Here is a 25,577-nt window from a genome sequence, read left to right on the forward strand (position 1 = left end):
AAATCCCGCAAAATCCAGTGAAATAGCGCTTGCAAAATACGGAAATTCCTGTAAAATAGAGATGATGCAAAAGACGAGGGACATGATTATGCCCCTCTTTTTTATGAAAGGTGTTAGAAAAGAATGATTAGTGCAAATGGTGTTACCCTGCGCGTGGGCAAGAAAGCATTATTTGAAGATGTAAATATCAAATTTACCGAAGGAAACTGCTACGGACTGATCGGTGCGAACGGTGCCGGAAAGTCTACCTTCTTAAAAATCTTATCCGGACAGTTAGAGCCGACCAATGGTGATGTTGTCATCACCCAGGGTCAGCGTCTTTCTTTCCTGCAGCAGGACCACTTTAAATACGACGAGTACACCGTACTGGATACCGTTATCATGGGAAACAAGCGCCTGTACGATGTTATGAAAGAGAAAGATGCCATCTACATGAAGCCGGATTTCTCCGATGAGGACGGAATCAAGGCAGCAGAGTTAGAGGGTGAGTTCGCAGAGATGAACGGCTGGGAGGCTGAGTCTGACGCAGCGAACCTGTTAAATGGTCTGGGCGTTGATACCGAGTATCATTACAGCCTGATGAAAGACTTAACCGGTGCATTAAAGGTCAAGGTCCTGCTGGCACAGGCACTGTTCGGAAACCCGGACATCCTGCTTCTCGACGAGCCGACCAACCATCTGGATCTGGATGCGATCGCATGGCTGGAGGAGTTCTTAATTAACTTCGAGAACACCGTCATTGTGGTATCCCATGACCGTTACTTCTTAAATAAGGTCTGCACCAACATCGCGGATATCGACTACGGTAAGATCCAGCTTTACGCTGGTAACTACGACTTCTGGTACGAGTCCAGCCAGTTGATGGTAAAACAGATGAAGGAAGCAAACCGTAAGAAAGAGGAGAAAATCAAAGAGCTGCAGGAGTTCATCCAGCGATTCTCCGCAAACGCTTCCAAGTCCAAGCAGGCAACTTCCAGAAAGCGTGCCTTAGAGAAGATCGAGTTAGACGACATCCGTCCGTCCAGCCGTAAATATCCGTACATTGACTTCCGCCCGTTCCGCGAGATCGGAAATGAGGTCCTGACTGTTGAGAACTTATCCAAGACCATCGACGGCGAGAAGATCTTAGATGGCATCAGCTTCACCCTGACCCGCGACAACAAGGTTGCACTGGTTGGACCGAATGAGCGTGCAAAGACCGTTCTGTTCCAGATCCTGGCAGGCGAGATGGAGCCGGACGAGGGTTCCTACAAGTGGGGGCTTACCACAACCCAGTCTTATTTCCCGAAGGACAATACTGCAGAGTTCGACAGCGACGATACTATCGTAGACTGGCTGACCCAGTACTCTCCGGAGAAGGATGTAACCTATGTACGTGGTTTCCTCGGCCGTATGCTGTTTGCCGGCGAGGATGGCGTGAAGAAGGTTCGCGTTTTATCCGGTGGTGAGAAAGTCCGCTGCATGCTTTCCAAGCTGATGATCTCTGGAGCAAACGTGCTGATGTTAGACGAGCCGACTGACCATCTGGATATGGAGTCCATCACTGCACTGAACAACGGACTGATCAAGTTCCCGGGCGTGCTGATCTTCTCCTCCCGTGACCACCAGATCGTGCAGACCACCGCAAACCGTATTATGGAGATCGTAAACGGTAAGCTGATCGATAAGATCACCACCTACGACGAGTATCTTGAGAGCGACGAGATGGCAAGAAAGCGTTTCGTATTTGCTGTGGATGAGAAGGAAGACGAGGATTAACTTCCTGGCAATTTGCCGCGGCTTTTTGCGTGAACGGCAAAGACAAACCTGAAAAACAAACCTGAAAATAGAGAGGGCAGTCCCATGACCGAACCCCGCGGGGATCGACGGGGCTGTCCTTTTTGCACATGTGGAGTGAATTATGAGCTTAATTACAATTGAACATTTGACAAAATCTTATACCGAGCGCCTGCTGTTTGATGATACTGCATTCAGCATCAACGAAGGCGAGAAGGTTGGCCTGATCGGCATCAACGGAACCGGAAAATCCACGCTGTTAAAGATCGTGGCAGGTCTGGAGGAGCCGGATGACGGCTCCGTGGTGCGCCGCCGCAACTTATATATCCGCTACCTTCCGCAGATCCCGGTCTTCACCGCAGGGGATACGGTTCTGGATGCAATCGTGCGGGACAATGCGTCAGAGCCACATTTTTCCTCCCGCGAGGAAATCGAGGCCAGCGCGAAGAATATTCTGACGCGGCTTGGCATCTATGACTTTGACGAGAAGGTGGAGCATTTGTCCGGTGGTCAGAGAAAGCGTGTGGCGCTGACCAGTGTGCTGCTCTCCACAGCCGATCTTCTGATCCTGGACGAGCCGACCAACCACTTAGACAGTGAGATGGCAGACTGGCTTGAGGACTACTTAAAGAAATTCCGCGGTGCGCTTCTTATGATCACGCATGACCGGTATTTTCTGGACAGCGTAACGAACCGGATCGTGGAGCTGGATAAAGGAAAGCTTTACAGCTATCAGACCAACTATGAGGGATTTGTAAAGCTGAAAGCAGAGCGCATCGACATTGCAGTGGCATCGGAGCGCAAGCGTCAGTCCATCTTAAAAACTGAGCTTGCCTGGATGCAGCGAGGTGCCCGTGCACGTTCCACCAAGCAGAAGGCCCACATCCAGCGCTATGAAGCCCTTCGTGACATGGATGCGCCGGAGTTTGACAAAGAGGTGGAGATGGAATCTATTTCCAGCCGTCTGGGACGTACAACGGTCGAGGTGAAGGATCTGTGCAAGTCTTACGGCAATAAGGTGCTGCTAAAAGATTTCACCTACATTTTCTTAAAGAATGACCGTGTGGGAATCATCGGACCGAACGGAAGCGGAAAGTCCACGCTCATGAAGATGATCGCCGGATGGGTGCAGCCGGATTCCGGAAGCATTGAGATCGGCCAGACCGTAAAGATCGGTTATTTTTCCCAGGAAAACGAGGCAATGGATGAAAGCTTAAAGGTCATCGATTACATCCGCAATGTGGCAGAGTACGTGCAGACGAAGGACGGAAGCATCAGCGCATCCCAGATGCTGGAGCGCTTTCTGTTTCCGGGAAGCGTGCAGTATACCACGATCAGCCGCCTTTCCGGCGGTGAAAAGCGCAGACTGTATCTCTTACGGATCCTGATGGATGCGCCAAATGTCCTGCTCCTGGATGAGCCGACCAACGACCTCGACATCCGCACGCTGACCATTCTGGAGGATTATCTGGACAGCTTCCAGGGCATCGTGATCACGGTATCGCATGACCGGTATTTCCTGGACCGTATGGTGCGCCGGATCTTCGCGTTTGAGGGAGACGGAAAGGTTGTGCAGTATGAGGGCGGCTTCACCGATTATCAGGCGGCATATCTGCTAAAACACCCGGATCTTCTGGGTGGAAGTGCTGGACGCGGGAAGAATGGTGCAGCAGGAGATAGTTATGGCCGTGGCGCTGCGGGAAGTGTTGGAGCAGCTGGTGGAAATGGAGCAGCAGGAAGTCTGGACCAGAATGCAGTGGATGCGGATGGCCTCAATGCAGCTGGTGCAGGCAAAAAATCCTCCCAGGATGGCCGTGCACACCAGAAAAAGCTGAAGTTCTCCTATAAAGAGCAGCGCGAGTGGGATACCATCGAAGATGAGATTGCCAGTCTGGAAGCAGAGATCGAGGCATTGGACGGCCAGATCGCGGAATCCGCGACTAATTATGGCAAGCTGAATCAGCTGATGGCTGAGAAGGCTGAAAAGGAAGCATTGCTGGAAGAGAAAATGGACCGCTGGATGTATTTACAGGAATTAGCGGAGAAGATTGCCGCGCAGTCATAACATTTCAGGATTTTTATGGTATTCATGCGTAAGCTTAATTTTTTCAAGCCCTGAAACATGCAGATTCAGGAGATTTTTGTTATGGCTTCTTTACGAAAATATAAATATAAGGCATATCAGCTATGATTTTTTGCAATGTAAGTTTCGAAATCAAAGGATTGACTTTAGCAAATTAACTTGCTATAATTTCTACGATACGTTGAGAGCAATGGGGCTCCGCCGATATTGGCGGTGCCTCATTGTCTTTTTTAAGAAAAAGATAATAGCTCAAGGAGGAGAATAGTTATGTCTTATGTAGATGAGGTCTATGAGAGAGTAGTAGCACAGAACCCGGGCGAGCCGGAGTTCCATCAGGCAGTCAAAGAGGTTCTGGATTCCTTAAAACTGGTGATTGACGCAAACGAGGAGAAATACCGCAAAGCAGGTATCCTGGAGCGTTTTGTAGAGCCGGAGAGAATCGTCTCCTTCAAGGTTCCGTGGGTAGATGATAAGGCAACGTACAGGTAAACAAGGGCTACCGCGTACAGTTCAACAGCGCGATCGGACCGTACAAGGGAGGTCTTCGTCTCCATCCGTCCGTAAACCAGAGCATCTTAAAATTCTTAGGTTTCGAGCAGACCCTGAAAAACTCCTTAACCGGACTGCCTATGGGTGGTGGTAAAGGTGGTTCCAACTTCGACCCGAAGGGCAAATCTGACCGTGAGGTTATGGCATTCTGCCAGAGCTTTATGACTGAGCTGTACCGTCATATCGGTAAAGATACCGACTGCCCGGCTGGCGATATCGGTGTAGGCGCAAGAGAGGTTGGTTTCCTGTTTGGTCAGTACAAGAGAATTACCGGTCTGTATGAGGGCGTCCTGACTGGTAAGGGTCTGACTTTCGGTGGTTCCCTGGCAAGAACCCAGGCAACCGGTTATGGTCTGGTCTATATCCTGGATGAGATGTTAAAGCACAATGGCAAAGAGCTGGCTGGCAAGACCGTTGTTGTTTCTGGTTCCGGAAACGTTGCAACCTACGCAGTAGAGAAAGCTCAGCAGATGGGTGCAAAGGTTGTTGCCATGAGCGATTCCAACGGCTATGTATATGATCCAGACGGCATCAAGCTGGATGTTGTAAAAGAGATCAAAGAAGGTCGCCGCGGCAGAATCAAAGAGTATGTTGAGGCTGTTCCGACTGCAAAATACACCGAGGGCAAGGGCATCTGGACCATTCCGTGTGACATCGCACTTCCGTGCGCAACCCAGAACGAGCTGAACTTAGACGATGCAAAGGCACTGATCGCAAACGGCTGCTTCGCAGTAGCTGAGGGTGCTAACATGCCGTCCACCAGAGAGGCTACCGACCTGTTCGTAGAGAAGAAGATCCTCTTCATGCCTGGTAAGGCTGCAAACGCAGGCGGTGTTGCTGTATCCGGTCTGGAGCAGAGCCAGAACAGCATGAGAATGTCCTGGACCTTCGAAGAGGTTGATGCAAAACTGCATGACATCATGGTTGGCATTTTCGCAAAAGCAAACGATGCTGCAAAACGTTACGGCGTAGAAGGCAACTATGTTGCAGGCGCAAACATTGCAGGATTTGAGAAAGTTGCAGAGGCTATGCTGGCACAGGGTATTGTATAAGACAAGTCTTGAGCTGAACATAAACAGATAACAAAAACTCCCACGGGACTGTGAAAATGGTTCCGGGGGAGTTTTTTATTGCCTTGTATATCAAGAAGGCGAGTGGTGCGGCTGCTGATTATAGTTTGATCTCATTTCCATTAGAAACAGCTAAAGCTTCCGCTGTTTTTGTGAGTTCCAGTGCAAATTCCAGAGAGCCAATATCTGGCTTCCGCTTTTCCAGAATACAGTTGCAAAATTCTATCATTTCCTGATACATGCCCTGGACAAATGCAGCCTGATTGTCGAGAGATGCTTTGCAGTTCTGGACTTTCCAGACAACTGCGCCACAGTCATCACCTGGTGCAGTGAAAGAAGTGGCGCGTTCGTAAACAAAAGGAATTCCTCTTTGCAGTGTGACTTTACTGCTGTCATCGATGTGCAGATGCCACTTCTGGGAATAAAAATGATATTCCTCAATTGGCTGGGGACCGGATGCAAGGTAAAATGTGCCGATTGCACCATTTTTAAATTTGATGATATTTGCGCCATGCCCAGTTTCATTTTGGACAGAAACAACGGACTGCACGGAACCTCCGGTTGCAAGCATGACAGAAAGAGGATGGCAGCCGTTGTTCAGCCAGTCTGTCCGGATACCCTTCTGAATCACTTCCGTCCAGTTTTGAGGCATTTTCATAGGGTATACGGCAAGCATGCTTTCCAGATTCCCGTATTTCTCGGACTGGATCACTTCGCGGGATTTGGTTACAGCGGGCATAAAGGCTTTTTTGTAGCCGACCAGGGCAACCTGGTCTTGTCTGGCTTCGATCATCTGCAAAATCTGTTCGCTATTCATGGCGGCAGGTTTTTCTACCCATACGTGTAAGCCGGTCTGAAGAGCCTGGATTACAAGAGATGGGTGTGCTTCCGGGGAGACACAGATAAATACACAGTCCAGATTTTCTTTTTCGTACATTTCTTCTGGTTTCTGATAACTTTTACAGCCATACTGGGCGGCAGTAAGCTGTGCAAGCTCGATGTTGCTGCGATTGCAGACAGCAACGAGCTGAACTGGGAGGAAATTCATAACCGGGAGAATGTTGCGGTATGCATGAGAACCGATTCCGACCAATCCGGCTCTCAGTCTGTGAGAAAATTCTCTTTGATAACTCATATGCTAGTGCCTCCTTATGCTTTTTTCAGAAAACGTCTGAGAGCCTCGACACATACTTCGTGGTCTTCTGCTGCGGAAAGACCCAGACACACCGATCATTCCGACCATACCGGTTCCAGGAATTACAATAGGAAAACCACCTCCGGCACATTGATACTCCTGCGGCGCATAATAATCATAAAACTGTCGTCCTTTTGTAATATATTTTTCACCGGCATACATAGAGCAATGTTCAAATTTTGTGACGGTATTTAATTTCCTCTGCGCAAAAAGGCGATTATCCCAGTTGGCACCATCCATACAGTGGGAAAAAACAATATTTTCACCGCGGCGGATTTCGATGTAAACGCCGCTTTTCTTTGCTTCATGGATATAAGCGACAGCCTGCAGGCCAATGGTTAATGCATCTTCGTTGGAAAATGAGGATAACACCAGTTCCTGCTCCAGGGCAAGAAGTTCCTGAGCTTTTTCCTGTGCGGTTTGCGTGGTTTGTGGATTCATATGGAAGGTCCTCCTTAATTAAGATTAAATTTGTTTGCATGATATTACTGTTATAACAGAATGTCAATATGATAAAAGCAGATTCGCTGGAAGAATATGAAATGTGCACAAAAGACAATGTTAATTTTTGAACAGAATGTAGAACTAGGGAATATGCACAAAATAGATATTGACAAAAACGTTATAACAGTAATATTATGATAGCGTAAAGAGAAGGAGAGAACATGCAGGAAGAAGTTTTTCAGACTGCGGCAGATGTCGCATATCGTATTATTTCACAAAAGATCCTGGATGGTGAATTTCCACCAGGAATGAAACTTTCCAGAAGAAAGATGGCAGAAGTGACCAGTGTCAGTGTCATACCAGTTATTGAAGCTTTAAAGAAACTGGAGGAAGATGGATTGGTTGAATCCAAACCGCAGTGGGGTTCCTTTGTTACCATTCCAAATAGAAAGAAAATCATGGAATGTTATCAACTCAGGGAAGCCATCGAATGTCAGGTGGCCCGGATTGTGAGTCAGAATCCTTCTCCGGAGCGCATGCAGGAGCTGATCTACATTGCAACAGAACTCGATACGGTTCCTTATGAAGAAAACAGTGCATTGGATTCCAGAAAAAATCATCTTCGGTTCCACCGTGGTCTTGCTGAACTTACAGACAATGAGATGCTGATCAAAACATTAAACCGCATCAATCTGTTCTGGGTATTGTGCAAAGCTTTGGGTGCACGCGCATCTAAAACGCAGTATCCAAGATACTGGCATAGAAAGCTTTTGGATGAAATCAACACAGGAGACCCGGAACGGGCGGAAAAAGCCATGCGGGAACATATTCTGGATTCACTTGGACCAATTCTTGCAACATTGCCGGAAAAAGAAGAGAAGGCATAAGCAGACCCAAATGAGAGAAAGTCAAAAAGCATTATTTTGCTTACTTTTTTATATGTTATAACAGTCATAACAATATGGCGTAAGGAGGGGAGTAGGAAGAGCTTTTATTTTTTACCCAAACTGTTATAACAGTGATATCTAAGCGATTAATATTAATTTTACAAGATAAAAGGAGAAGAACTATGAAGAAAAAAATCGCAGTGGTACTTGCAACAGCAATCGCAGCCAGCATGGTATTTACAGGATGCAGCAAAAAGGAGGATACTTACCCGAGTGACTCGATCCAGATCGTGGTACCGGTAAAGGCCGGAGGAGATACGGACGCAAATGCCCGTCTGCTGACAAAGTACATGGAAAAAGAATTGGGTGTGGCTATGCCGGTTGTAAACGTTTCAGGTTCTTCTGGAACGATTGGTATGGAGCAGGTTCGTTCCGCAGAGCCAGATGGTTACAATGCCCTGTTCTTCCACACAGAAGCTATGCTTCCGGAAATTGCGGAGTTGGTGGATTATCAGCTGGATGCGTTTAAAATGGCTGGTGTGTGCCTGCAGGCGAACACAACGCTTCTTGTAACTCATAAAGATTCTGGCTTTTCTACATTTCAGGAGTTTATTGACCAGGCAAAAGCAAATCCGGGCAAGCTTGAATTTGGTATGGCTGTAGGCGGTTATCCGCAGTTAGTTGGTCTTGCACTTGAAAAAGAGGCTGGTATTGATCTGAATCTTGTTGATATCGGTGGTAATGCAGATAAAGTAGCTGCTCTTGCTGGCCATAATACCGATATCATCAACGTAGAGTACGCAGTTGTAAAGGACTATCTGGAGACCGGAGAGTTCGTAGCACTGGCTGTTTTAAACGATGAAAGAAACCCGCTGTTCCCAGACATCCCAACTGCAAAAGAGCAGGGACTGGACAATATGGTATTTGGTAAATTCTTCTTTGTTGCATTCCCAAAAGAAACTCCGGATGATATTGTAAATACCTTTAGTGCAGCTATGAAGAAAGTTGTTGAGAATCCGGAATTTGTTAAGGCAGCAGAAGATTCCTACGCATTAACCCCGGTTTACATGGATCCGAAGGAAGCTACAGAGTATGCACAGCAGGTATACGATAAGCTGAATTCTTATAAGGATCTGTTCGTAGCACAGTAGTCTTAAAGCCAGATAGTATGACAGTGGACCAGGACAGTACGTCTGCTGGTCCACTTTTTATGCCAGGCTGACAGGAAGGAGACCCTAAATTATGAAAAAGTACAGCGATATGATCTGTGGAATGATCGGTATTGCGATAGCTGTTATTTTATTTATTCTCAGTTTTCAGATTAACAGGAAAGAAGGAGATCTGATCGGAGCCGGATTTCTGCCGATGATCGTTGCGGTTATTGTATTTTTCTTTTCACTGATATTGACCATGAGAGGATGGAAATCCAGTAAAACTTATGTGGAAAAGCCAGTTGAATACAAGAAAAATACCATAGGCGTGTGGAGCATGATTGTGGCATGTTTTCTGTATGCGGCTTTGTTAAAACCGGTTGGATTTATCATCGACAGTGTCTGGTTTCTGTATTTTACCTTGTGTATGATGACAAAAAAAGAAAACATCAAATGGGTAAGATTTGGAATTTTGGCAGTGGTGGCCGTTGTGATCATTTACCTGATCTTCACGGAAATTTTTGGAATACGTCTGCCGAAAGGAATTCTGTAAAGGGAGGAAAAAGAAAATGAGTGAAATCACAGCGGGCATTTTGTCTATTTGTAATTTGCCGATTATGGCCCTGATCCTTCTTGGAACATTTATGGGCATTATCGTAGGTGCCATTCCTGGATTAAGTGTAACAATGGGTGTTGCACTGTTCCTGCCGCTCACTTTTGGCATGGATCCAATTGCAGGTCTGTCTCTTCTCTGTGGATTGTATATCGGAGGAACCTCTGGTGGTCTGATCAGTGCGATCCTGTTAAAGATGCCAGGTACTGCTGCATCTGTCGCAACAACGTTTGATGGTCATCCTATGGCAGCAAGAGGAGAAGCGGGAAAAGCACTGGGAGTTGGTATTGTTGCTTCTTTCTTTGGCGGTCTGATCAGCTATATCATTCTGATGCTGCTGGCTCCATTTATTGCAAAATTTGCCCTGCAGTTTGGACCATATGAGTACTTTTCCATTGGACTGTTTTCTTTGACGATGATCGTAAGCCTTTCGTCGGGATCCCTGGTAAAAGGTGTTTTAAGTGGTATGATCGGTCTGATCCTGGCATTTGTGGGAATTGCCCCGATTACAAGTTTCACCCGGTTTACGTTTGGAATTTCGGAACTGAATGCCGGATTTAGTATGATTCCAATGCTGATCGGTCTGTTTGCAGTGGCAGAGGTACTGACTGCACTGGAAGATAAAAACAAGCCTGGAGAAGAACGTGCCCAGGATTGTAAGATTAAAGGATTTGGATTTACTTTGAATGATATCAAGGGACAGGGAAGCAATTTCCTGATTTCCACTATGATTGGTACTGCAATCGGTATCCTTCCAGGACTTGGAGCAAGTATCTGTAATATCCTTGCATACTCTGTGGCTAAGAACCGTTCGAAACATCCGGAGAAATTTGGAACTGGTATTGTAGATGGTCTGATTGCTTCGGAAAGTTCCAACAATGCATCTACCGGTGGTGCTTTAGTTCCGTTATTAACGCTGGGACTTCCTGGAGATAACACAACAGCGCTGATCCTGGCTGGCTTTATGATTCATGGTATTACCCCGGGACCACTGTTATTCCGTACAGAAGGTAAGCTTGTTTATGGTATTTTTGCAGCCCTGATCGTAGCAAATATCATGATGTTGATTGTAGAGTATCTGGGTATGCGGGTGTTTATCCGTATTCTGTCGGTACCGAAGAATCTGCTTCTTCCGATTGTTATGATTTTCTGCACTGTAGGTGCGTATGCAAATAACAACCGTGTATTTGATGTTGTAGTTATGATGTTATTTGGCCTGTTAGGATATGGCATGAAGAAAATGAAGCTGCCGCAGGCGCCGATCATTCTTGCTTTTATTCTTTGCCCGACAGTAGAAACAAACCTGCGCCGTGGACTCATGAAGAGCCAGGGAAGTTTTCTCCCATTCCTGACTTCTCCTATTTCCTGTATCTTCCTGCTCATTGCAGTAGGTACACTGATCTGGACAGTCAGAAAAGAATATCTGAACTCTAAGAAAGTAAGCTTAAAGGAGGCATAAGAGACATGAAAGTATATATTCCACAGGCTGTAGCAAAAGAGGGAACAGACTATCTTCTGGAGCATGGATATGAAATAAAAGAAGGAACCGGGTTTTCACCCGAGGAGATGGCCCGCGATATCGCTGATTGCGATGCAATGCTGATCCGTACTGCGCAGTGTCCGAAAGAAGTGGTTGATGCAGCAAAGCATGTAAAAATCATTGCGCGTCATGGTGTAGGATTCGATAATATTGATATCAAAGAGGCGGAAACATGTGGAATCTGGGTAACCAATACCCCACAGGCACTGTCAGATTCTGTTGCAGAGTATACCTTATCTGCTTTGCTGATGGCAGCAAAAAATATCCGGGACTGCAGCAATGCCATGTACCGTGGTGAGTATGCCTATAAAAATTCCCATAAGGGACTGGATGTAGGCGGCAAAAAACTTGGTGTTGTTGGTTTTGGACGAATTGGACGTGCGGTAGCAAAAAAAGCCTATTATGGTCTGGATATGGAAATTCTTGCGTATGATCCATTTGTAAAGCAGGAGCAGGCGCCTGAGTATGTGACGATGTGCAGCTGGGAAGCGTTATTTTCCGGAGCAGATTTTATCAGTCTCCATCTGCCGGGCGGAGAGGCAAACCGGAATGCAGTCGGGGCAAAAGAGTTTGAGATGATGAAAAATAGCGCAATCCTTCTAAATGTCGCAAGAGGTGAGGTTGTTGATGAAAATGCATTGGATGCGGCATTAAAAGCCGAAGAGCTTCGCTATGCAGTACTGGATGTACAGAGCCAGGAACCGCCGAAAGAGGATTATCCGTTATATAAGAATGAAAAAGTGATTTTGACACCGCATATGGCATCCAATACGGAAGAATGTATGGGACGTATGGCGCTTCATGCGGCCATGCAGATTCACAAAGTATTATCCGGCGGGCAGCCGGATTGGCCAGTCAATCATCCGAAATTTTAACATTGTGTTGCAAGATGTGCAGTTGTGTATTGACTTAACAATGAAGCAGAATAGGGAGGCTTAACATGATTTATTCATCTTTGAAAGCACAGAGTGCGCAGTGCAAGTGGCCGGAGCCATTTCAGAAAGCGTTTGATTTTTTGAAAAATTCCGATCTGGAGCATATGGAAGTCGGCCGTTATGAGATCGATGGGGATGATATCTACGCCATGATCCAGAAGCAGACAACCGCAGCGCCGGAAAACAAAAAGGCAGAAAGCCATTATAAGTATATCGATATCCAGTATCTGATTCGCGGAGAAGAAATGCAGGGAGTTGCGCCGCTGCCGGAGGGAAAAGAGCGGGAGGAGCATCCGGAACGGGATGTCATGTACTATTCGGAAGTAGCGGGTGAGAACTTTATTCAGCTGAAACCTGGAGATTTTGCAGTATATTTCACAAACGATATTCACCGACCAAACTGCGCGCCGGGAGAAAGTATGGAAATCAAAAAGGTAGTGCTGAAGATTCGGGAAGCAATTTTATAAGGGCTGATTTTCCGGATAAGCAGGCAGAGCCGCAGAAAAAAGAATTGAATATTTGTATAAAAAGCCAACCTTGTTTCCGCCAAATGAAATGGCAAAGACAAGGGTGGCTTTTTGGCTTTGCATGTAAAAAGGCCGCCTGCGGCAGCCTTTAAAACGAAAGTATGTTAGGATTCTTGTCATTCTTCCGGGTAATCAAACTTCCCATCATTTTTTTCTTCCAGTACTTTGATCAGATTGTAGGTCATTTCATTGTACGGGCATTCGATTCCGAGCTCTTTTCCCATGCGGACCAGGGCTCCGGAGAACATATCGATTTCTGTGTGACGGTGTGCGTCCAGATCCTGCAGGGTGGAATAACGCTGGGACGGTTTGCATTTTCCGGCTTTAAATTCTTCCTTGAGCGGAATCCCTTTGGCATTTGCGACCAGAACGACCTCGTGGCGCATCTGCCGCATGATGGCATTCATATAGGTGCTGTCATCGTAAGCCTGCATGCCAACGCCAAGGATTGCCTGGGGAAGGTTGCGGGCAATATTTAAGCCGAATTTATCCCAGATATCGAGCAGGATGTCATCACTTAAATGCAGAACAATGGGAGTATCGGCAAAGATGTCTGCAATGGCTAAAAGCCGCGGATCCTGACTGGCAGGCTGGTTCGGCAGACCGACATAAATTCCGTTGTAGCCTTTCGGAACCGGAAAGTGGATCGAGTTGCCGATACGCTGGGAGGCAATGCGGATTAGGGAATAGATCATATGCTCCATGCCGATGCGCTGTCCGATGATTTCCTCACTGTCGACGCCATTTAACAGGCTGATGACCGTCGTGTGCTTATCTGCAATGGCTTCGATATCCGGAAGGGAAGAACGAAGCTGGGTATATTTCAGGCAGACAAAGAGAAAATCAACGCCGTGCGCTTCACCTGGTGTTTTTACATTGAGAATATAGTGTTGGTCATTGATGTTGAGTCCGTTTTCTTCCAGACGTTTTTTGCGTTCGCCGTCGGCAATTACCCAGAGATTTTCCTTATATTTTTCGGAAAGCCCCATAACCAGGTAGGAACCGACAGCACCGGCTCCGAGAATGCCGATGGTGGGGGTAGTCTGTTTCATGAATTTTGCTCCTCTCGTTTGTGTGATCAGTCAGAAGTTGTAAGTTCTGGTACATCCCAAAGTCAAAATAGATTTCCAGACAAAATCGTTCATTCATGCAAGTATGATTTACAATTTTGTCTGAAAATCTGCCTGGCTCTGAATAGTTACCATGATATTACCGGAAGCTGCACATGTCAACTTTCCGATTGAAATGCTGTTACGTATCATGTATAATGAGGCGTAAAGATTTTTCTCAGAAATTAGACGTTTGTAAATGTTCAGGAAGTCTGGGCAGATACGAATTTTTGAGGATTTGGAGGGCATGAAACTATGCATAAATTTTTGCGAAGTATCGGCTTTAGCACATATAGAAGAAAGCGGGATATCGAACGGCTGCTGGCATCGTTAGTGCCGTCCGCCAAATGGCGCCGCATCCAGCTTGATGAGGAGACGAATCTGTGTGAACTGCGGGCAGAGGTGGCACCCGGCATGGGCATCGTCATGATGGGGGAAATGAACGAAGAAGGGGCATTTCAGTGTGAGTACTATTATCCTTATCTGAATTCAGCAGATGTATCATCTGAAACAGACTGCTCCATTCAGCGCCACACTGAAAAAGAGACGTATGCCGGACTTCTGGATGAATACCGGGTGGGCATTTCCCTGATCTTTTATCTGGAAAACGGTTATGAATATCGGGAACGAAAGATCAAGCGGATGTCGCGGACGGTAGAATCGGTGAATCTGACTGGTCTGGCAGCAGAAGGCAAGGTGCTTCTTCCGCTCCATAAAACCAGAAAGCAGATCGAGATGGCAAAGGTAGCGGCCAGAGACCGCAATAACCTGTTAGAGGCAGCGAAGAAAGGCGATGAAGATGCCATGGAAACGCTGACGATCGAGGATATTGATCTGTATTCCCAGGTTTCCAGACGTGCCATGAAGGAAGATCTGTATTCTATCGTGGATTCTACTTTCATGCCAAGCGGCATCGAGTGTGACCAGTATTCCATCATCGGGGAGATTACAAAGATCGATACGAAGGAAAACCGCGTCACCGGCGAGAAGGTTTATGATCTGACCATCAGCTGCAGCGATATGCTGTTCCATGTAGGTATCGCCCAGAAGGATCTGATGGGAGAGCCGAAGGTCGGTCGCCGGTTTAAAGGGCAGATCTGGATGCAAGGGACTGCAAAGTTTGCCGAAGGATCGAAAGCGGAATTATAAAGTTGTGGAGATGGGCAGGAAATTGGCATTGCCGGGAGCGCATGCGTGAGCAGCAGCCAATAATAAATTGGCAGAGGAATGATTGCCGGGGCTTGCTATTTTGCGGGATTTTTGTTATTCTATAGAAGTGCGTTTTACGTACGATGTTCTCATAGTTAAATGGATATAACGAGCGCCTCCTAAGGTTGCGTTACAACGGCCACCTCAAAAAAAACTAAATAAGGGATTGCAGTTCGACTTTGATCGGGCTATAATCATATATCAGACACGTCCATATAGCTCAGCTGGATAGAGCACACGCCTCCTAAGCGTGGGGTCGGAGGTTCAAATCCTCTTATGGACGCCAGTGAACAACGCCGAAAGCCTTTGTTTTCAAGGGTTTTCGGCTTTTCTTATATAAAAAGCTACGAAAAAGCTCTTTCACTGTATGAGATAAAATTCTACTCCAAAATTTGATTTTTGACAACCCCTCCAGAATCGAACGGTTGTTATAAGACAAAATCGCCAGCTAATTTTTAGCAGAAAACGGGCTGTTCTTGCTAATGAAAATGCCCTTCCTGCTAATCAGCCCCAAAATCGTGCCAAAAATCCAGCTAATCAAAAAAGGCGGATGTTTTGAATACCATGCAGTTATAGCAGATAAAATTAAATATCGTTATGTACATAGAGCGTCTATTTGCCCCGCATTGGGGATGGATAGGCGCTCTTTTTTTATGCCCAAACCCATGGGCAAATACAAGAGATTGGAGGTGTTTTATTTGAGCAAGCCTGTTTATACCGCAGACAAGCCGAGCGACTGTCATTACTGCTACTTCTGGACGAATGGCAGAAAGGGCTGCCGTCTGGGTAGAAATAATTGCTACTACTTAATCTCTTTGCCGCCGAAACCCAAGTCGGAATGTGATGGCTGTCCCTATGGGCGAGATCACCCGTGCATTGGTTGGTGTACGAAGAAGGTTATGCGTGAAGTGGGGCTTCGTTGATATGGATGTGTATGAACAGGAATACCGCTTCTACTATTTTGCCCGATGTCCTTACGAAAAGACGGATACGACTTTCCGCAGCATTCCGCTGACAACAGAAAGTTTTCCGCAGAAAGAAGGTGGTGAAGCCGTGTGAGTTTTGATTATTTTTACGGTCAGCAATCCGATCTATTCACATTCTATCGAGTTCCGAAGGTGTTGTTCACGAACGAGAGGTTCTGGAATATTTCTGCCGATGCCAAGATGCTGTATGGCATTTTGCTTGACCGCATGAGCCTGTCTGCCAAGAATGGTTGGATAGATAAAAACGGTAGAGTGTATATCATTTTTACAATCGACGAAGCGAAGATGGCTCTGAACTGTGCTGAACAAAAGGCTATCAAGCTGCTCAGTGAACTTGAGAAGAAAGCAGGATTGATTGAACGTAAGCGCCAGGGTTTGGGAAAGCCCAACCTGATCTATGTGAAGAACTTTATCTCTGCTGTGGATTCACAACTCTTGAATTGTGAAAATCACAATTCTGGAACAATGGAAATCACAACTCAAGAACTTCCGAAATCACAATGTAATAATACTGATATTAAAAATACTGAATTTAGTGATACTGATTCTATCTTTCCTTCCGGAATGGTGGAATGATGGACGAGAATGACCGGTATCAAGAATACTTTGATTATTTCTCGGATCAGCTCAGTATGGATTTGTTGAAGAAGGATTACCCTTACGATTCCGAAATGCTGGATAACATTCTGGAGTTGATCGTTGAAACAGTTTGCACGAAGCGACCGTTGATTCGCATTGGTGCAGAGGAGCGTCCGGCAGAAATTGTCCGCAGTCGGTTTATGAAACTGAATGCCGAACACATTCGATATGTTATGGACTGCTTCAAGGAGAACACCACAAAGATTAGAAATATCCGTCAGTATATGCTGACTACGATATACAATGCGCCGACGACAATAGACACCTACTACGATGCTCTTGTTCGGCACGATATGTCACACGGATATTTGGAAGGAGGATTTAAGAAATTGAAAATGAAGCGAGAGGAAGGAGAGTGACGATAAATGTCGAAAAAAGCAACCATCATTGCGGTGGTCAATCAGAAAGGAGGCACTGGAAAGACCACCACCACCGAGAATCTGGGCGTTGGCTTGGCTCTTGAAGGAAAAAAGGTGCTTCTGGTAGACACCGATCCCCAGGCTTCCCTGACGGTCAGTTTGGGCAATCCCTGCCCGGATGATCTGTCTCCGACACTTTCCGATCTGATGGGAAAGATTATGATGGAAAACCCTATTACTCCCGATGAAGGGATTCTTCATCATCCGGAGGGCGTTGATTTGGTGCCGTCCAACATCGAACTCTCAGGTATGGAGGTAGCACTGGTCAATGCCATGAGCCGGGAAACCATTCTCCGGCAATACCTGGATACAGTCAAACAGAATTATGATTACATTCTTCTTGACTGTATGCCGTCTTTGGGTATGCTGACCGTCAATGCGTTGGCAGCTGCCGACAATGTGCTGATACCGGTTCAGGCAGCATACCTTCCTGCAAAGGGTCTGGAACAGCTGCTTGGAACCATCAACAAGGTCAAGAGGCAAATCAACCCGAAACTGAGGATTGAAGGGATTCTTCTGACGATGGTGGACAGCCGCACCAACTACTCCAAAGACATCAGCAATCTGATTCGGGAGAGCTACGGCGGAAAGCTGAAGGTTTACAAGACCGACATTCCCCGCTCTGTCCGTGCAGAGGAAATCAGCGCAGAGGGAACCAGTATCTTCAAGCATGATCCCAAAGGCAAAGTTGCCGAAGCCTATAAAATTCTGACGAAGGAGGTGTTAAACAATGCAGAAAAAAGGCGCAAACATCAGCTTGAAGGGGTACGATGATATTTTCTCCACCGATCAATCCAGAGCTGAAGCCCAGCAGGAGCGTGTGCAGGAAATTCCGCTTTCTGAGCTACACCCCTTTGAGGGACACCCCTTCCGTGTGGTTGATGATGAAGAAATGATGAAAACGGCAGAGAGCGTCCGAGATTTCGGAGTTCTCACTCCTGCGATTGTCCGTCCTGACCCCGACGGTGGTTATGAAATCGTTTCTGGTCACAGGCGGCACCGGGCATCGGAGCTTGCGGGTAAGGAAACCATGCCTGCGATTGTTCGTGACCTGGACGATGATGCAGCCATTATTTTGATGGTTGATGCGAATTTGCAGAGGGAGAGTATCCTGCCGAGTGAAAGAGCATTTGCTTATAAGATGAAGCTGGATGCGATTAAACATCAAGGTCAACGCACCGATTTAACTTCATCCCAAGTTGGGATGAAGTTGCAGGCAATGGATATAGTCGGTCAGGAGGCAGGAGAAAGCAGAAATCAGGTACACCGTTATATCCGTCTGACCGAACTGATTCCGGAACTGCTGGATATGGTAGATACGGGTCAGATCAAATTCAATCCTGCGGTGGAGCTTTCCTATCTGGCAAGTGAAGAACAGAAGGATTTTCTTTCTGCAATGGATTATGCTCAAGCAGCTCCTTCCCTTTCGCAAGCACAGCGAATTAAAAAGCTCGCACAGGAGGGCGAGTGTACGCTGGATGCGATGTGCGAGATTATGAATGAAATCAAGAAGGGAGAGCTGGACAGAGTAACCTTCAAAACGGATTCGTTGCGAAAATACTTCCCGAAGTCCTATACCAACAAGCAGATGGAGGATAAAATCATTCAGCTTTTGGAGCAATGGCAGAAAAAAAGAGAAAAATCAATGGAAAGGTAAGGTAAAAAATGTTTACACCCAAAAACATTCAGGGCGCTTTGGAAGAACTCTACGACCTTTGCGATCCTGATTATATGGTAGATATGCTCGTAAACTACAGTGAGGAGTTCGATGATATTTCTCCTGCGCTTCTGGCAAAGTCGTTTCAGAAAAATGCCGAGATGATTAGCGAGTATCGAGTATTGTCCTCTGCTGGTGAGGGTATCGACTATCAGGGAAAGGTACTTCTGAACAGCAGAGCCGTGCGGCTTCTGTCCTATGTAGAAGATATGAGCGGCGATGAAAAAGTTCGCACGATTCAGAGCAAGGAGCTGTGGTTAGCAGAAGATATGACATTCTATGTGGTGTCCTGTATGTCTACGATCACGATGGACAAGGAAGAAGCCATTTGTCTTAACGAACACCGCAGCGTGGTTACTACGGTGGAATGCGAGGACGATATTTTCTTCGACATGGGTTCCCTGATTTGCGAACTGGACGATATTTGCTTGTTCGAGCTTTTAGCCGATGTGGATGCGACTATTTATGAACTGTAACAGGTTCATGGATGGTCGCTTTTCTTATTTCCAAAGAAACGGAGGTATCGAAACTTGAAAGAATACGATGTGAAGATCACCGAAACCTTGGAGAAAACGGTTACGGTGCAAGCAGAATCTCACGATGCGGCAGAGGAACAGGTTAGAGCCGCTTATTACAATTCGGAGTACATTCTGGACTCCGAAAACTTTACCGGTGTTGCGTTCGGCACGACCGAGGAACGGGAGGTTCAGAAAGAACAGGCAGATACCATGAATGTGTTGCTGGTAAAGCCGTTCATGTATCCGCAGGCTGTGCAGATCGGCTGTGAGCTGGAGGATTTGCAGAAAGCCGTAGGTGGCGATATTGAGGCAACTTATCCGTTCAATGAGCCGGTTGCACTGGTGATGCACGACGAAGGTAAACTCGTAGGCAAAGAACTGAACCGTGCGCTGCGTGATGATGACGGTGATATTTATGACATTATCGCCGGTGATTTTCTGGTTGTGGGATTGGGCGAGGATGATTTTTGTTCTCTGTCCCCGGAACTGATGAAGCAGTTTGAGGAACACTTTCATCAGCCTGAGACTTTTGTACGCATGGGGCGCAGCATTATGGCGCTTCCCCTGCCGGATGACATGGTGAAGAAAGAAGATGCACCTGTCAAAGCTGATTCGGTTCCCCACAAAAGTAACCCTGACCGAGATGTTCTGTAAGGAGGTTCTTATGCAAAGAAATTCGACGATTGGAGAGCTGATGGAGCGAAAGCGGATTCAGGATGGTGCCAAGGAGTACCAGGGACATACCTATATGGACTTGGCACGATTTGATGACGCCACCAAGCACATGATTATTTTCGATGTGCTGACCGATGAATCGCCTGTCGGTTGGAAAGGCGAAAGAAATCGCCTGTATTTGAGCGATGTGGGTTATCAGAAGGCTCTGGATAACCAGAAAGCTGGCAATATCAAGATTATCAGCCATGCCGCAGTTGCCAAGGGCAATCTGTATTACGACCACAGAGATATGGCACGATAATCTGTTCACTCTACTGCTTGCAGGAGGTGATGAATCATGCAGGAAGAAGTTGAAAACAGAACAGTAAACCTGGCGATCAGCACAACCAAGCTGACGGGGCGCACTATCATTGCCGGTATCCGCAAGTATTTGCAGCACCGGGAAAAAGTGAAGATGAAAAAGGCACGAGACCCTGCCGTTCATGGAAAGCAATCCGTGAAACAGCTTTTGGGACAGAATCAGGGTGCTACGAATGTTGAGATCGACAAAGAGAGTATCCGTGATTTTGAAAAGCTCGCCAAGAAGTATGGCGTGGACTTTGCCGTAAGAAAAGATAAGTCCGTTGATCCTCCCCGGTTTCTTGTTTTTGTCCGTTCTAAAGATGCAGATGCTTTGGATGCAATCTGCAAGGAACATCAGGCAAGGGCATTAACCAAGAATGAAAAGCCGAGCGTTCTGGCGCAGCTGAAGAAGTTCAAGGAAATTGTCGCAGCGATTCCGAAGAAGGTTCGAGAGAAGAAACAGGAGCGTGATCTGTGATGGATAAGAGAAAAATGAAAAAGCTCCTGATTCTGAATTTACCGTATTTTCTGGTAGGGTTGTTCGCTACGAATTTAGGAGAAGCATGGAGATTGGCTGAGGGGGCAGATTCATCTGCGAAAATCCTCAGCTTTTTTCATGCCCTTCCGATAGCCCTGAACAATCCGTTTCCCAGCTTTCACCCGTTGGATTTGCTGATTGGTATTCTCTGCGGCGCAGGACTTCGGCTGGCTGTCTATCTAAAAGGCAAAAACGCAAAGAAGTACCGACACAATGTTGAGTACGGTTCTGCTCGTTGGGGAACGGCAAAAGATATTGAGCCGTTTATTGCACCAAAGTTCGAGGACAATGTGATCCTGACGAAAACGGAGCGGCTGATGATGAGCAATCGCCCGAAGAATCCTGCCAATGCCCGAAATAAGAATGTTCTGATTATCGGCGGTTCGGGTTCCGGTAAAACTCGCTTTTGGTTGAAGCCAAACCTTCTCCAGATGCACAGTTCCTATGTGGTCACTGACCCGAAAGGCAGCATCGTGATTGAGTGCGGCAACGCCCTTTTGAAGCATGGCTACACCATCAAGATTTTCAACACCATCAACTTTCAGAAGTCGATGCACTATAACCCATTTGCCTATATCCATTCAGAAAAAGACATTCTGAAACTGGTGACAACGCTGATTGCCAACACAAAGGGTGATGGAAAAGCCGGTGATGAGTTCTGGACGAAGGCGGAAACGCTGCTCTACTGTGCCTTGATCGGATATATCCACTATGAAGCTCCGGTTGAGGAACAGAATTTCTCCACCCTGATTGAGTTCCTGAACGCAATGGAGGTGCGGGAAGATGATGAGGAGTTCCAGAACCCGGTGGATCTGATGTTTGAAGCCCTGGAAAAGAAAAAGCCGAATCACTTTGCAGTCCGTCAGTATAAAAAATACAAGCTGGCTGCCGGCAAGACCGCTAAGTCGATTTTGATTTCCTGCGGCGCTCGTCTGGCTCCTTTTGATATTCAGGAGGTCAGAGATGTGACTGCCTATGACGAGTTGCAGTTGGATACTCTCGGAGATAAGAAAACGGCGCTCTTTCTGATTATGTCAGATACGGATGCGACGTTTAATTTTTTGATCTCCATGATTTACACACAGCTGTTCAACTTGTTGTGCGAGAAAGCAGATGATGTGTACGGCGGCAGACTGCCGGTTCATGTGCGCTGCTTGATTGATGAGATGGCAAACATCGGTCAGATTCCCAATCTGGAAAAACTGGTAGCGACAATCCGAAGCCGTGAAATATCGGCTTGCCTTGTTCTCCAGGCACAATCACAGCTGAAAGCCATTTATAAAGACAATGCCGATACCATCATCGGCAACATGGATTCCCGAATTTTCCTGGGTGGTTCTGAGCCAACCACGCTCAAAGAACTGAATCAGGCATTGGGAAAAGAAACTATCGACACCTACAACACCTCCAACACCAGAGGTAACAGCCCGTCTTACGGCTTGAATTATCAGAAGTTAGGCAAAGACCTTGCGAGCGTAGATGAGCTTGCGGTTCTGGATGGCAGCAAGTGTATTTTGCAGTTGCGTGGTGTCAGACCGTTTCTTTCTGACAAGTACGATCTGACGCAGCACCCCAATTATAAGTACACATCAGACTTTGATAAGAGAAATGAGTTCAACATTGAGCAGTTTCTGAGTCGAAGGTTGAAGCTCAAGGCAGGTGATGAGTTTGTGGTAGTCGATGCGGATTAAGGAGGTTTCTGTTTGGAAAATCTGAAAACGGTATCTGCCCTGGTTAAGAACATCTTGGAACACGACCACAAGGCAAGAAATACCGACAATCATTTGTACCTGATGGTACTGGAACACTATTCCGGTCTGCGTGGCATCGACATTCATGCCATGACGGTTCCTGTGTTTTTGAAGGAACTGGATAGACGCAGCTTTCCGGGGTTTGAAACTGTCCGCAGAAGCAGACAGAAAGTGCAGGCAACCTACCCTGACCTTGCTCCCAGTGAAGCCGTAGGCAAGCGCAGAGCAAAAAATGAGGTTGTATATCGAGAATTTGCAGAAAGCGAGGTGTAAAAAAAATGACTTGGTGGATCACGGATACCTCTATTGGGCAGCGATTGAAGTTCGTTAGACGATTTCGCCGCCTTACCCAGAAAGAGCTTGGACTCCTGATGGGGTATTCCGAGAAAACAGCGGATGTCCGTATTGCTCAGTATGAGAAAAACGCTCGAACCCCTAATGCAGAAACCACAGCGAAACTCGCAGAGGTTCTGAAGGTTTCACCTGTCGTTTTTTCACCGACAATCTGTGCTTCTCGTGAAGATTTGTTGCAGTCAATGTATTGGCTGTTTCTTATGAAAGGTGGTGGTGATATATATGATTGTGAAACTGAATATGCAAGAAGCAGAATGGAACAGAAACTTGGCGTGATAACCGTCGAGGAGTTCCTTGAAAAGATTCTCGTAAACTAAGCCTTCCGTCCGGTTTTGATGCCGGTAGTACGGAGGGCTTTTTCTATTCTCAAAACAATTTCAAATTTTAGGAGGAAAATATTATGGCATTTTTCAATAGCGCAGTAACCGTTCTTCAGACTCTCGTTATCGCTCTGGGCGCAGGTCTTGGCATCTGGGGTGCAATCAATCTGCTTGAGGGCTACGGCAACGATAACCCCGGCGCAAATGCTCATGTGCGGTAAAGTAATAAAAAGATTTAGGTAGCCGCCTTAACTATTCCTAAATAAGATAATATGCACAGTATTTTCTCGTAAATAGAAAATAAATTATTGCATTTTACCAATTATTATGTTAAAATGACAATGTAACAAAGAGCTATGTATTTTTAAGGAAAGGGAGGAACTTATGAATTTAAGAAAATCTATTTTAGCACTTTCAGTAGTAGCTGGAATTGTAGCTGCTCCAATGACTGTATTTGCCGCTCATACTCATAGTTGGGGTTCTCCCCAGTACTATGGATATGAAGATGAAATGCCTGGTATATATGATGACTGGGATAAATGTGCGACACGTCATGTATATAATTACAAACAATGTTTAATTTGTGGAGAAGTAAGCATTTATGAAGTTTGAGACGATTGAAATGTCTCACAAATGGGTGAATGGTGCATGTGTATATTGCAACAAAGGTTACGCGAAAGAGATAAATTAACATAGTATCATTACCGGCAAGTTTATGATCAAAAAATAGAAAGCATTGAGAATATTTCAAAATTTCTTGAAAGTACTCTCAGTGCTTTCTTTGATAATATGAAAGGAGAAATAAATGCAAAAAAAACAACTTTCTGTATTAGTACTAATTATTTTATGCTTTTTATTAGGATGTAACAGAGAAACACCAAAAGATGAATCTCAACAAAATTATGAAGATGAATCTAATATTTCTAAAACAAATGGAGAAGAACTTGTAAATATAACAGTGAATTGTTAGGTTCGACTCCTTTTGATATCCAAATCGATAAAACAGCATTGCAGACTAGAAAAGAAACAGAAACAGAAGTTACAATAAAGACAAATTTAACAGACTGGGGTTATACTGTTTCTTCTGAAAAAGGGAAAATATCTGATATAAATAAAAATTCATTCATATATATAGCACCTAAAGATGAGAGGGATGATACTATAAAAATACAATTATCGGACTATGAAAATGGCATATCATATGAATATACAATTCCACTTATTTTTGCGGGAAACAATGAACATTCTTTAGATAAATTCAAGGAAAATCTTTCAAGATTACCTAATAGTTAGTAAAGAGTCGATAGACTAAAGTACCACCATCCTCTTTTATTTCAACTGAATATCCATCCCGCCGCACCGCAGCGGCACATGAAGCAGTAAATCCGAAAAAGATTTGCTGCTTTTTTTGCGTCCATTTTTGGCAAATTTCCAAAAGTTCCGTATTAGACAGTGAAACCAAAAAAGGCTGCCATTTTTTTCAGACAGCGGGCAAAACGCAGCTTCCGAAACGCCTTATTGTCGGGAAAGACCGAGCCGCCGGAAAAGTTCTTGCCGGAAAGTCCGTCCATTCTGCTCTTTTGTGGTTTGTAGGGAGTAAGGGAAAAACGCCAGCCCGCAGCCTTTTATAAAAAAAGCTGGTTATAGATTTTCTGAAAAAGTGGCAGTAGCAAGTGAACGGCAGGCCGGCAGTTTCTTAGAGCAAGATTCTACCGCAGTACCAAAATTCGCTTATCGCTCATTTTGCCCCTGCGGGAATCTTGTTGGGGAGTGCCTTCCCCAAACCCTGCTTATGCGGCTTACGCCGCTGGAAAATCCCTCAAAATAATTTTTCGGATTTTTCAAAAACAGTTCCGCTTTACACCCTGTTTTTCTCCTATTAGTGAGAGGACACCACGCACAGCCGAAGGAGGTTTTACCATGCGAAAACGATATAACACGCCGCACCGCAGCCGGGTAGTCAAGACACGCATGACCGAGGAAGAATACGCCGAGTTTGCGGAAAGGCTTTCTGCTTACAACATGAGCCAAGCCGAGTTTATCCGGCAAGCCATAACCGGGGCAGCCATACGCCCCATCATAACCGTTTCCCCCGTCAATGACGAGTTGCTTGCCGCTGTCGGGAAGCTGACCGCCGAATACGGCAGGATCGGCGGCAACTTAAACCAGATAGCCCGGACGCTGAACGAGTGGCACAGCCCCTACCCGCAGCTTGCCGGGGAGGTACGGG

At 46.0% G+C, this 25,577-nt stretch carries 27 protein-coding genes, 1 tRNA gene and 3 pseudogenes; 27 read left to right on the forward strand and 4 right to left on the reverse strand.

Annotation, left to right across the window (positions count from 1 at the left end; all coding sequences use genetic code 11):
• Nucleotides 1-123: 123 nt before the first annotated feature.
• The 3 genes and pseudogenes from DXA97_RS14370 to gdhA all read left to right on the forward strand — a co-directional run bounded on the left by DXA97_RS14370 (nt 124) and on the right by gdhA (nt 5,460).
• Complete coding sequence (locus tag DXA97_RS14370) at nt 124-1,758, forward strand: ATP-binding cassette domain-containing protein (RefSeq protein WP_118544025.1); 1,635 nt, start codon at nt 124-126, stop codon at nt 1,756-1,758.
• Nucleotides 1,759-1,900: 142 nt separating this feature from the next.
• Complete coding sequence (locus DXA97_RS14375) at nt 1,901-3,841, forward strand: ABC-F family ATP-binding cassette domain-containing protein (protein WP_118720895.1); 1,941 nt, start codon at nt 1,901-1,903, stop codon at nt 3,839-3,841.
• 285 nt (nt 3,842-4,126) lie between these two features.
• Nucleotides 4,127-5,460 (forward strand): annotated as a pseudogene (gene gdhA / locus DXA97_RS14380) (NADP-specific glutamate dehydrogenase).
• A gap of 118 nt (nt 5,461-5,578) precedes the next feature.
• On the opposite strand, the gene DXA97_RS14385 reads toward gdhA, so the two are convergent.
• Together DXA97_RS14385 and DXA97_RS14390 are read right to left on the reverse strand one after the other, a co-directional pair.
• Nucleotides 5,579-6,613, reverse strand: a complete 1,035-nt coding sequence (locus DXA97_RS14385; protein ID WP_118720896.1) for a Gfo/Idh/MocA family oxidoreductase — start codon at nt 6,611-6,613, stop codon at nt 5,579-5,581.
• Nucleotides 6,614-6,616: 3 nt separating this feature from the next.
• Entirely contained in the window at nt 6,617-7,114 is a 498-nt protein-coding gene (locus tag DXA97_RS14390; protein ID WP_118720897.1) for a heme-binding protein, read from the reverse strand.
• A 224-nt stretch (nt 7,115-7,338) separates the two neighbouring features.
• Between DXA97_RS14390 and DXA97_RS14395 the strand changes: the two genes are divergently transcribed.
• The 6 genes from DXA97_RS14395 (at nt 7,339) to DXA97_RS14420 (ending at nt 12,710) form a co-directional block, all read left to right on the forward strand.
• Nucleotides 7,339-8,004 carry a GntR family transcriptional regulator gene (locus tag DXA97_RS14395; protein WP_118544030.1) on the forward strand — a complete coding sequence of 222 codons (666 nt, stop codon included), beginning with the start codon at nt 7,339-7,341 and terminating at the stop codon, nt 8,002-8,004.
• 182 nt (nt 8,005-8,186) lie between these two features.
• Nucleotides 8,187-9,155, forward strand: coding sequence for a tripartite tricarboxylate transporter substrate binding protein (locus DXA97_RS14400; protein WP_118720898.1), 969 nt, complete (start codon nt 8,187-8,189; stop codon nt 9,153-9,155).
• A 91-nt stretch (nt 9,156-9,246) separates the two neighbouring features.
• Entirely contained in the window at nt 9,247-9,708 is a 462-nt protein-coding gene (locus tag DXA97_RS14405) for a tripartite tricarboxylate transporter TctB family protein (RefSeq protein WP_118720899.1), read from the forward strand.
• 16 nt (nt 9,709-9,724) lie between these two features.
• Complete coding sequence (locus tag DXA97_RS14410) at nt 9,725-11,227, forward strand: tripartite tricarboxylate transporter permease (RefSeq protein ID WP_118720900.1); 1,503 nt, start codon at nt 9,725-9,727, stop codon at nt 11,225-11,227.
• Nucleotides 11,228-11,232: 5 nt separating this feature from the next.
• Nucleotides 11,233-12,183: a hydroxyacid dehydrogenase gene (locus DXA97_RS14415; protein WP_118720901.1), complete on the forward strand. Its 951-nt coding sequence runs from the start codon at nt 11,233-11,235 to the stop codon at nt 12,181-12,183.
• Between the two features lie 65 nt (nt 12,184-12,248).
• Nucleotides 12,249-12,710: a YhcH/YjgK/YiaL family protein gene (locus DXA97_RS14420; protein WP_118544035.1), complete on the forward strand. Its 462-nt coding sequence runs from the start codon at nt 12,249-12,251 to the stop codon at nt 12,708-12,710.
• Here DXA97_RS14420 and DXA97_RS21640 read toward each other — a convergent pair.
• Together DXA97_RS21640 and DXA97_RS14425 are read right to left on the reverse strand one after the other, a co-directional pair.
• Entirely contained in the window at nt 12,705-12,833 is a 129-nt protein-coding gene (locus DXA97_RS21640) for a hypothetical protein (RefSeq protein WP_279220683.1), read from the reverse strand. The genes DXA97_RS14420 and DXA97_RS21640 overlap by 6 nt on opposite strands.
• A gap of 53 nt (nt 12,834-12,886) precedes the next feature.
• Nucleotides 12,887-13,822, reverse strand: coding sequence for a ketopantoate reductase family protein (locus DXA97_RS14425; protein ID WP_118720902.1), 936 nt, complete (start codon nt 13,820-13,822; stop codon nt 12,887-12,889).
• Nucleotides 13,823-14,134: 312 nt separating this feature from the next.
• Here DXA97_RS14425 and DXA97_RS14430 point away from each other — a divergent pair, with 312 nt between their 5' ends.
• The 18 genes and pseudogenes from DXA97_RS14430 to DXA97_RS14520 all read left to right on the forward strand — a co-directional run.
• Nucleotides 14,135-15,028 carry a DUF3881 family protein gene (locus tag DXA97_RS14430; RefSeq protein WP_118720903.1) on the forward strand — a complete coding sequence of 298 codons (894 nt, stop codon included), beginning with the start codon at nt 14,135-14,137 and terminating at the stop codon, nt 15,026-15,028.
• Between the two features lie 269 nt (nt 15,029-15,297).
• Nucleotides 15,298-15,374, forward strand: a tRNA-Arg gene (locus tag DXA97_RS14435).
• Between the two features lie 569 nt (nt 15,375-15,943).
• Nucleotides 15,944-16,147 (forward strand): hypothetical protein, encoded by a 204-nt coding sequence (locus DXA97_RS14445; RefSeq protein ID WP_223385014.1) that lies wholly within the window; start codon nt 15,944-15,946, stop codon nt 16,145-16,147.
• Nucleotides 16,144-17,072, forward strand: a pseudogene (locus DXA97_RS14450) (DUF6017 domain-containing protein). Before DXA97_RS14445 ends, DXA97_RS14450 begins: the two are co-directional and overlap by 4 nt.
• A 6-nt stretch (nt 17,073-17,078) precedes the next feature.
• Nucleotides 17,079-17,906 carry a ParA family protein gene (locus DXA97_RS14455; RefSeq protein ID WP_002304313.1) on the forward strand — a complete coding sequence of 276 codons (828 nt, stop codon included), beginning with the start codon at nt 17,079-17,081 and terminating at the stop codon, nt 17,904-17,906.
• Nucleotides 17,863-18,789 (forward strand): ParB/RepB/Spo0J family partition protein, encoded by a 927-nt coding sequence (locus tag DXA97_RS14460; RefSeq protein ID WP_002304314.1) that lies wholly within the window; start codon nt 17,863-17,865, stop codon nt 18,787-18,789. The genes DXA97_RS14455 and DXA97_RS14460 overlap by 44 nt, the downstream gene beginning before the upstream one ends.
• Before the next feature lie 8 nt (nt 18,790-18,797).
• Entirely contained in the window at nt 18,798-19,325 is a 528-nt protein-coding gene (locus DXA97_RS14465) for a hypothetical protein (RefSeq protein ID WP_002304315.1), read from the forward strand.
• A 54-nt stretch (nt 19,326-19,379) separates the two neighbouring features.
• Nucleotides 19,380-20,021: a DUF3846 domain-containing protein gene (locus tag DXA97_RS14470; protein WP_002588969.1), complete on the forward strand. Its 642-nt coding sequence runs from the start codon at nt 19,380-19,382 to the stop codon at nt 20,019-20,021.
• 10 nt (nt 20,022-20,031) lie between these two features.
• Nucleotides 20,032-20,343: a DUF5720 family protein gene (locus DXA97_RS14475; RefSeq protein ID WP_002304317.1), complete on the forward strand. Its 312-nt coding sequence runs from the start codon at nt 20,032-20,034 to the stop codon at nt 20,341-20,343.
• A gap of 36 nt (nt 20,344-20,379) precedes the next feature.
• Nucleotides 20,380-20,862 carry a PcfB family protein gene (locus DXA97_RS14480; RefSeq protein ID WP_002304320.1) on the forward strand — a complete coding sequence of 161 codons (483 nt, stop codon included), beginning with the start codon at nt 20,380-20,382 and terminating at the stop codon, nt 20,860-20,862.
• Nucleotides 20,862-22,613 carry a VirD4-like conjugal transfer protein, CD1115 family gene (locus tag DXA97_RS14485; protein WP_002588968.1) on the forward strand — a complete coding sequence of 584 codons (1,752 nt, stop codon included), beginning with the start codon at nt 20,862-20,864 and terminating at the stop codon, nt 22,611-22,613. The genes DXA97_RS14480 and DXA97_RS14485 overlap by 1 nt, the downstream gene beginning before the upstream one ends.
• A 12-nt stretch (nt 22,614-22,625) precedes the next feature.
• Nucleotides 22,626-22,946 (forward strand): hypothetical protein, encoded by a 321-nt coding sequence (locus DXA97_RS14490; protein ID WP_002304332.1) that lies wholly within the window; start codon nt 22,626-22,628, stop codon nt 22,944-22,946.
• A 5-nt stretch (nt 22,947-22,951) separates the two neighbouring features.
• The gene (locus DXA97_RS14495; RefSeq protein ID WP_002304334.1) at nt 22,952-23,344 is read left to right on the forward strand and encodes a helix-turn-helix transcriptional regulator; all 393 of its coding nucleotides are present in this window, start codon (nt 22,952-22,954) and stop codon (nt 23,342-23,344) included.
• Nucleotides 23,345-23,427: 83 nt separating this feature from the next.
• A pseudogene (locus DXA97_RS14500) lies at nt 23,428-23,556 on the forward strand (Maff2 family protein); the annotation flags it as partial.
• 175 nt (nt 23,557-23,731) lie between these two features.
• The gene (locus tag DXA97_RS14505) at nt 23,732-23,959 is read left to right on the forward strand and encodes a desmoglein-4 (RefSeq protein ID WP_243107687.1); all 228 of its coding nucleotides are present in this window, start codon (nt 23,732-23,734) and stop codon (nt 23,957-23,959) included.
• 193 nt (nt 23,960-24,152) lie between these two features.
• A complete protein-coding gene (locus DXA97_RS21055; RefSeq protein WP_243107688.1) occupies nt 24,153-24,317 on the forward strand; it encodes a hypothetical protein in 165 nt (54 codons plus the stop codon).
• Between the two features lie 38 nt (nt 24,318-24,355).
• Nucleotides 24,356-24,640: a hypothetical protein gene (locus tag DXA97_RS21060; protein ID WP_243107689.1), complete on the forward strand. Its 285-nt coding sequence runs from the start codon at nt 24,356-24,358 to the stop codon at nt 24,638-24,640.
• Between the two features lie 627 nt (nt 24,641-25,267).
• On the forward strand, nt 25,268-25,577 hold a 310-nt coding region (locus DXA97_RS14520), incomplete at its 3' end, for a plasmid mobilization relaxosome protein MobC (protein WP_117492268.1).

It is taken from the genome of Clostridium sp. OF09-36 (genome assembly GCF_003481985.1).
Taxonomy (GTDB): Bacteria; Bacillota; Clostridia; order Lachnospirales; family Lachnospiraceae; genus Brotaphodocola.

What these genes read in the sequence shown, in the direction of transcription:
- DXA97_RS14370 (WP_118544025.1), top strand. Translation starts at nt 124, where the DNA reads ATGATTAGTGCAAATGGTGTTACCCTGCGCGTGGGCAAGAAAGCATTA.
- DXA97_RS14375 (WP_118720895.1), top strand. Translation starts at nt 1,901, where the DNA reads ATGAGCTTAATTACAATTGAACATTTGACAAAATCTTATACCGAGCGC.
- DXA97_RS14385 (WP_118720896.1), bottom strand. Translation starts at nt 6,613, where the DNA reads ATGAGTTATCAAAGAGAATTTTCTCACAGACTGAGAGCCGGATTGGTC.
- DXA97_RS14390 (WP_118720897.1), bottom strand. Translation starts at nt 7,114, where the DNA reads ATGAATCCACAAACCACGCAAACCGCACAGGAAAAAGCTCAGGAACTT.
- DXA97_RS14395 (WP_118544030.1), top strand. Translation starts at nt 7,339, where the DNA reads ATGCAGGAAGAAGTTTTTCAGACTGCGGCAGATGTCGCATATCGTATT.
- DXA97_RS14400 (WP_118720898.1), top strand. Translation starts at nt 8,187, where the DNA reads ATGAAGAAAAAAATCGCAGTGGTACTTGCAACAGCAATCGCAGCCAGC.
- DXA97_RS14405 (WP_118720899.1), top strand. Translation starts at nt 9,247, where the DNA reads ATGAAAAAGTACAGCGATATGATCTGTGGAATGATCGGTATTGCGATA.
- DXA97_RS14410 (WP_118720900.1), top strand. Translation starts at nt 9,725, where the DNA reads ATGAGTGAAATCACAGCGGGCATTTTGTCTATTTGTAATTTGCCGATT.
- DXA97_RS14415 (WP_118720901.1), top strand. Translation starts at nt 11,233, where the DNA reads ATGAAAGTATATATTCCACAGGCTGTAGCAAAAGAGGGAACAGACTAT.
- DXA97_RS14420 (WP_118544035.1), top strand. Translation starts at nt 12,249, where the DNA reads ATGATTTATTCATCTTTGAAAGCACAGAGTGCGCAGTGCAAGTGGCCG.
- DXA97_RS21640 (WP_279220683.1), bottom strand. Translation starts at nt 12,833, where the DNA reads ATGCAAAGCCAAAAAGCCACCCTTGTCTTTGCCATTTCATTTGGCGGA.
- DXA97_RS14425 (WP_118720902.1), bottom strand. Translation starts at nt 13,822, where the DNA reads ATGAAACAGACTACCCCCACCATCGGCATTCTCGGAGCCGGTGCTGTC.
- DXA97_RS14430 (WP_118720903.1), top strand. Translation starts at nt 14,135, where the DNA reads ATGCATAAATTTTTGCGAAGTATCGGCTTTAGCACATATAGAAGAAAG.
- DXA97_RS14445 (WP_223385014.1), top strand. Translation starts at nt 15,944, where the DNA reads ATGGGCGAGATCACCCGTGCATTGGTTGGTGTACGAAGAAGGTTATGC.
- DXA97_RS14455 (WP_002304313.1), top strand. Translation starts at nt 17,079, where the DNA reads ATGTCGAAAAAAGCAACCATCATTGCGGTGGTCAATCAGAAAGGAGGC.
- DXA97_RS14460 (WP_002304314.1), top strand. Translation starts at nt 17,863, where the DNA reads ATGCAGAAAAAAGGCGCAAACATCAGCTTGAAGGGGTACGATGATATT.
- DXA97_RS14465 (WP_002304315.1), top strand. Translation starts at nt 18,798, where the DNA reads ATGTTTACACCCAAAAACATTCAGGGCGCTTTGGAAGAACTCTACGAC.
- DXA97_RS14475 (WP_002304317.1), top strand. Translation starts at nt 20,032, where the DNA reads ATGCAAAGAAATTCGACGATTGGAGAGCTGATGGAGCGAAAGCGGATT.
- DXA97_RS14480 (WP_002304320.1), top strand. Translation starts at nt 20,380, where the DNA reads ATGCAGGAAGAAGTTGAAAACAGAACAGTAAACCTGGCGATCAGCACA.
- DXA97_RS14485 (WP_002588968.1), top strand. Translation starts at nt 20,862, where the DNA reads ATGGATAAGAGAAAAATGAAAAAGCTCCTGATTCTGAATTTACCGTAT.
- DXA97_RS14495 (WP_002304334.1), top strand. Translation starts at nt 22,952, where the DNA reads ATGACTTGGTGGATCACGGATACCTCTATTGGGCAGCGATTGAAGTTC.
- DXA97_RS14505 (WP_243107687.1), top strand. Translation starts at nt 23,732, where the DNA reads ATGAATTTAAGAAAATCTATTTTAGCACTTTCAGTAGTAGCTGGAATT.
- DXA97_RS21055 (WP_243107688.1), top strand. Translation starts at nt 24,153, where the DNA reads ATGCAAAAAAAACAACTTTCTGTATTAGTACTAATTATTTTATGCTTT.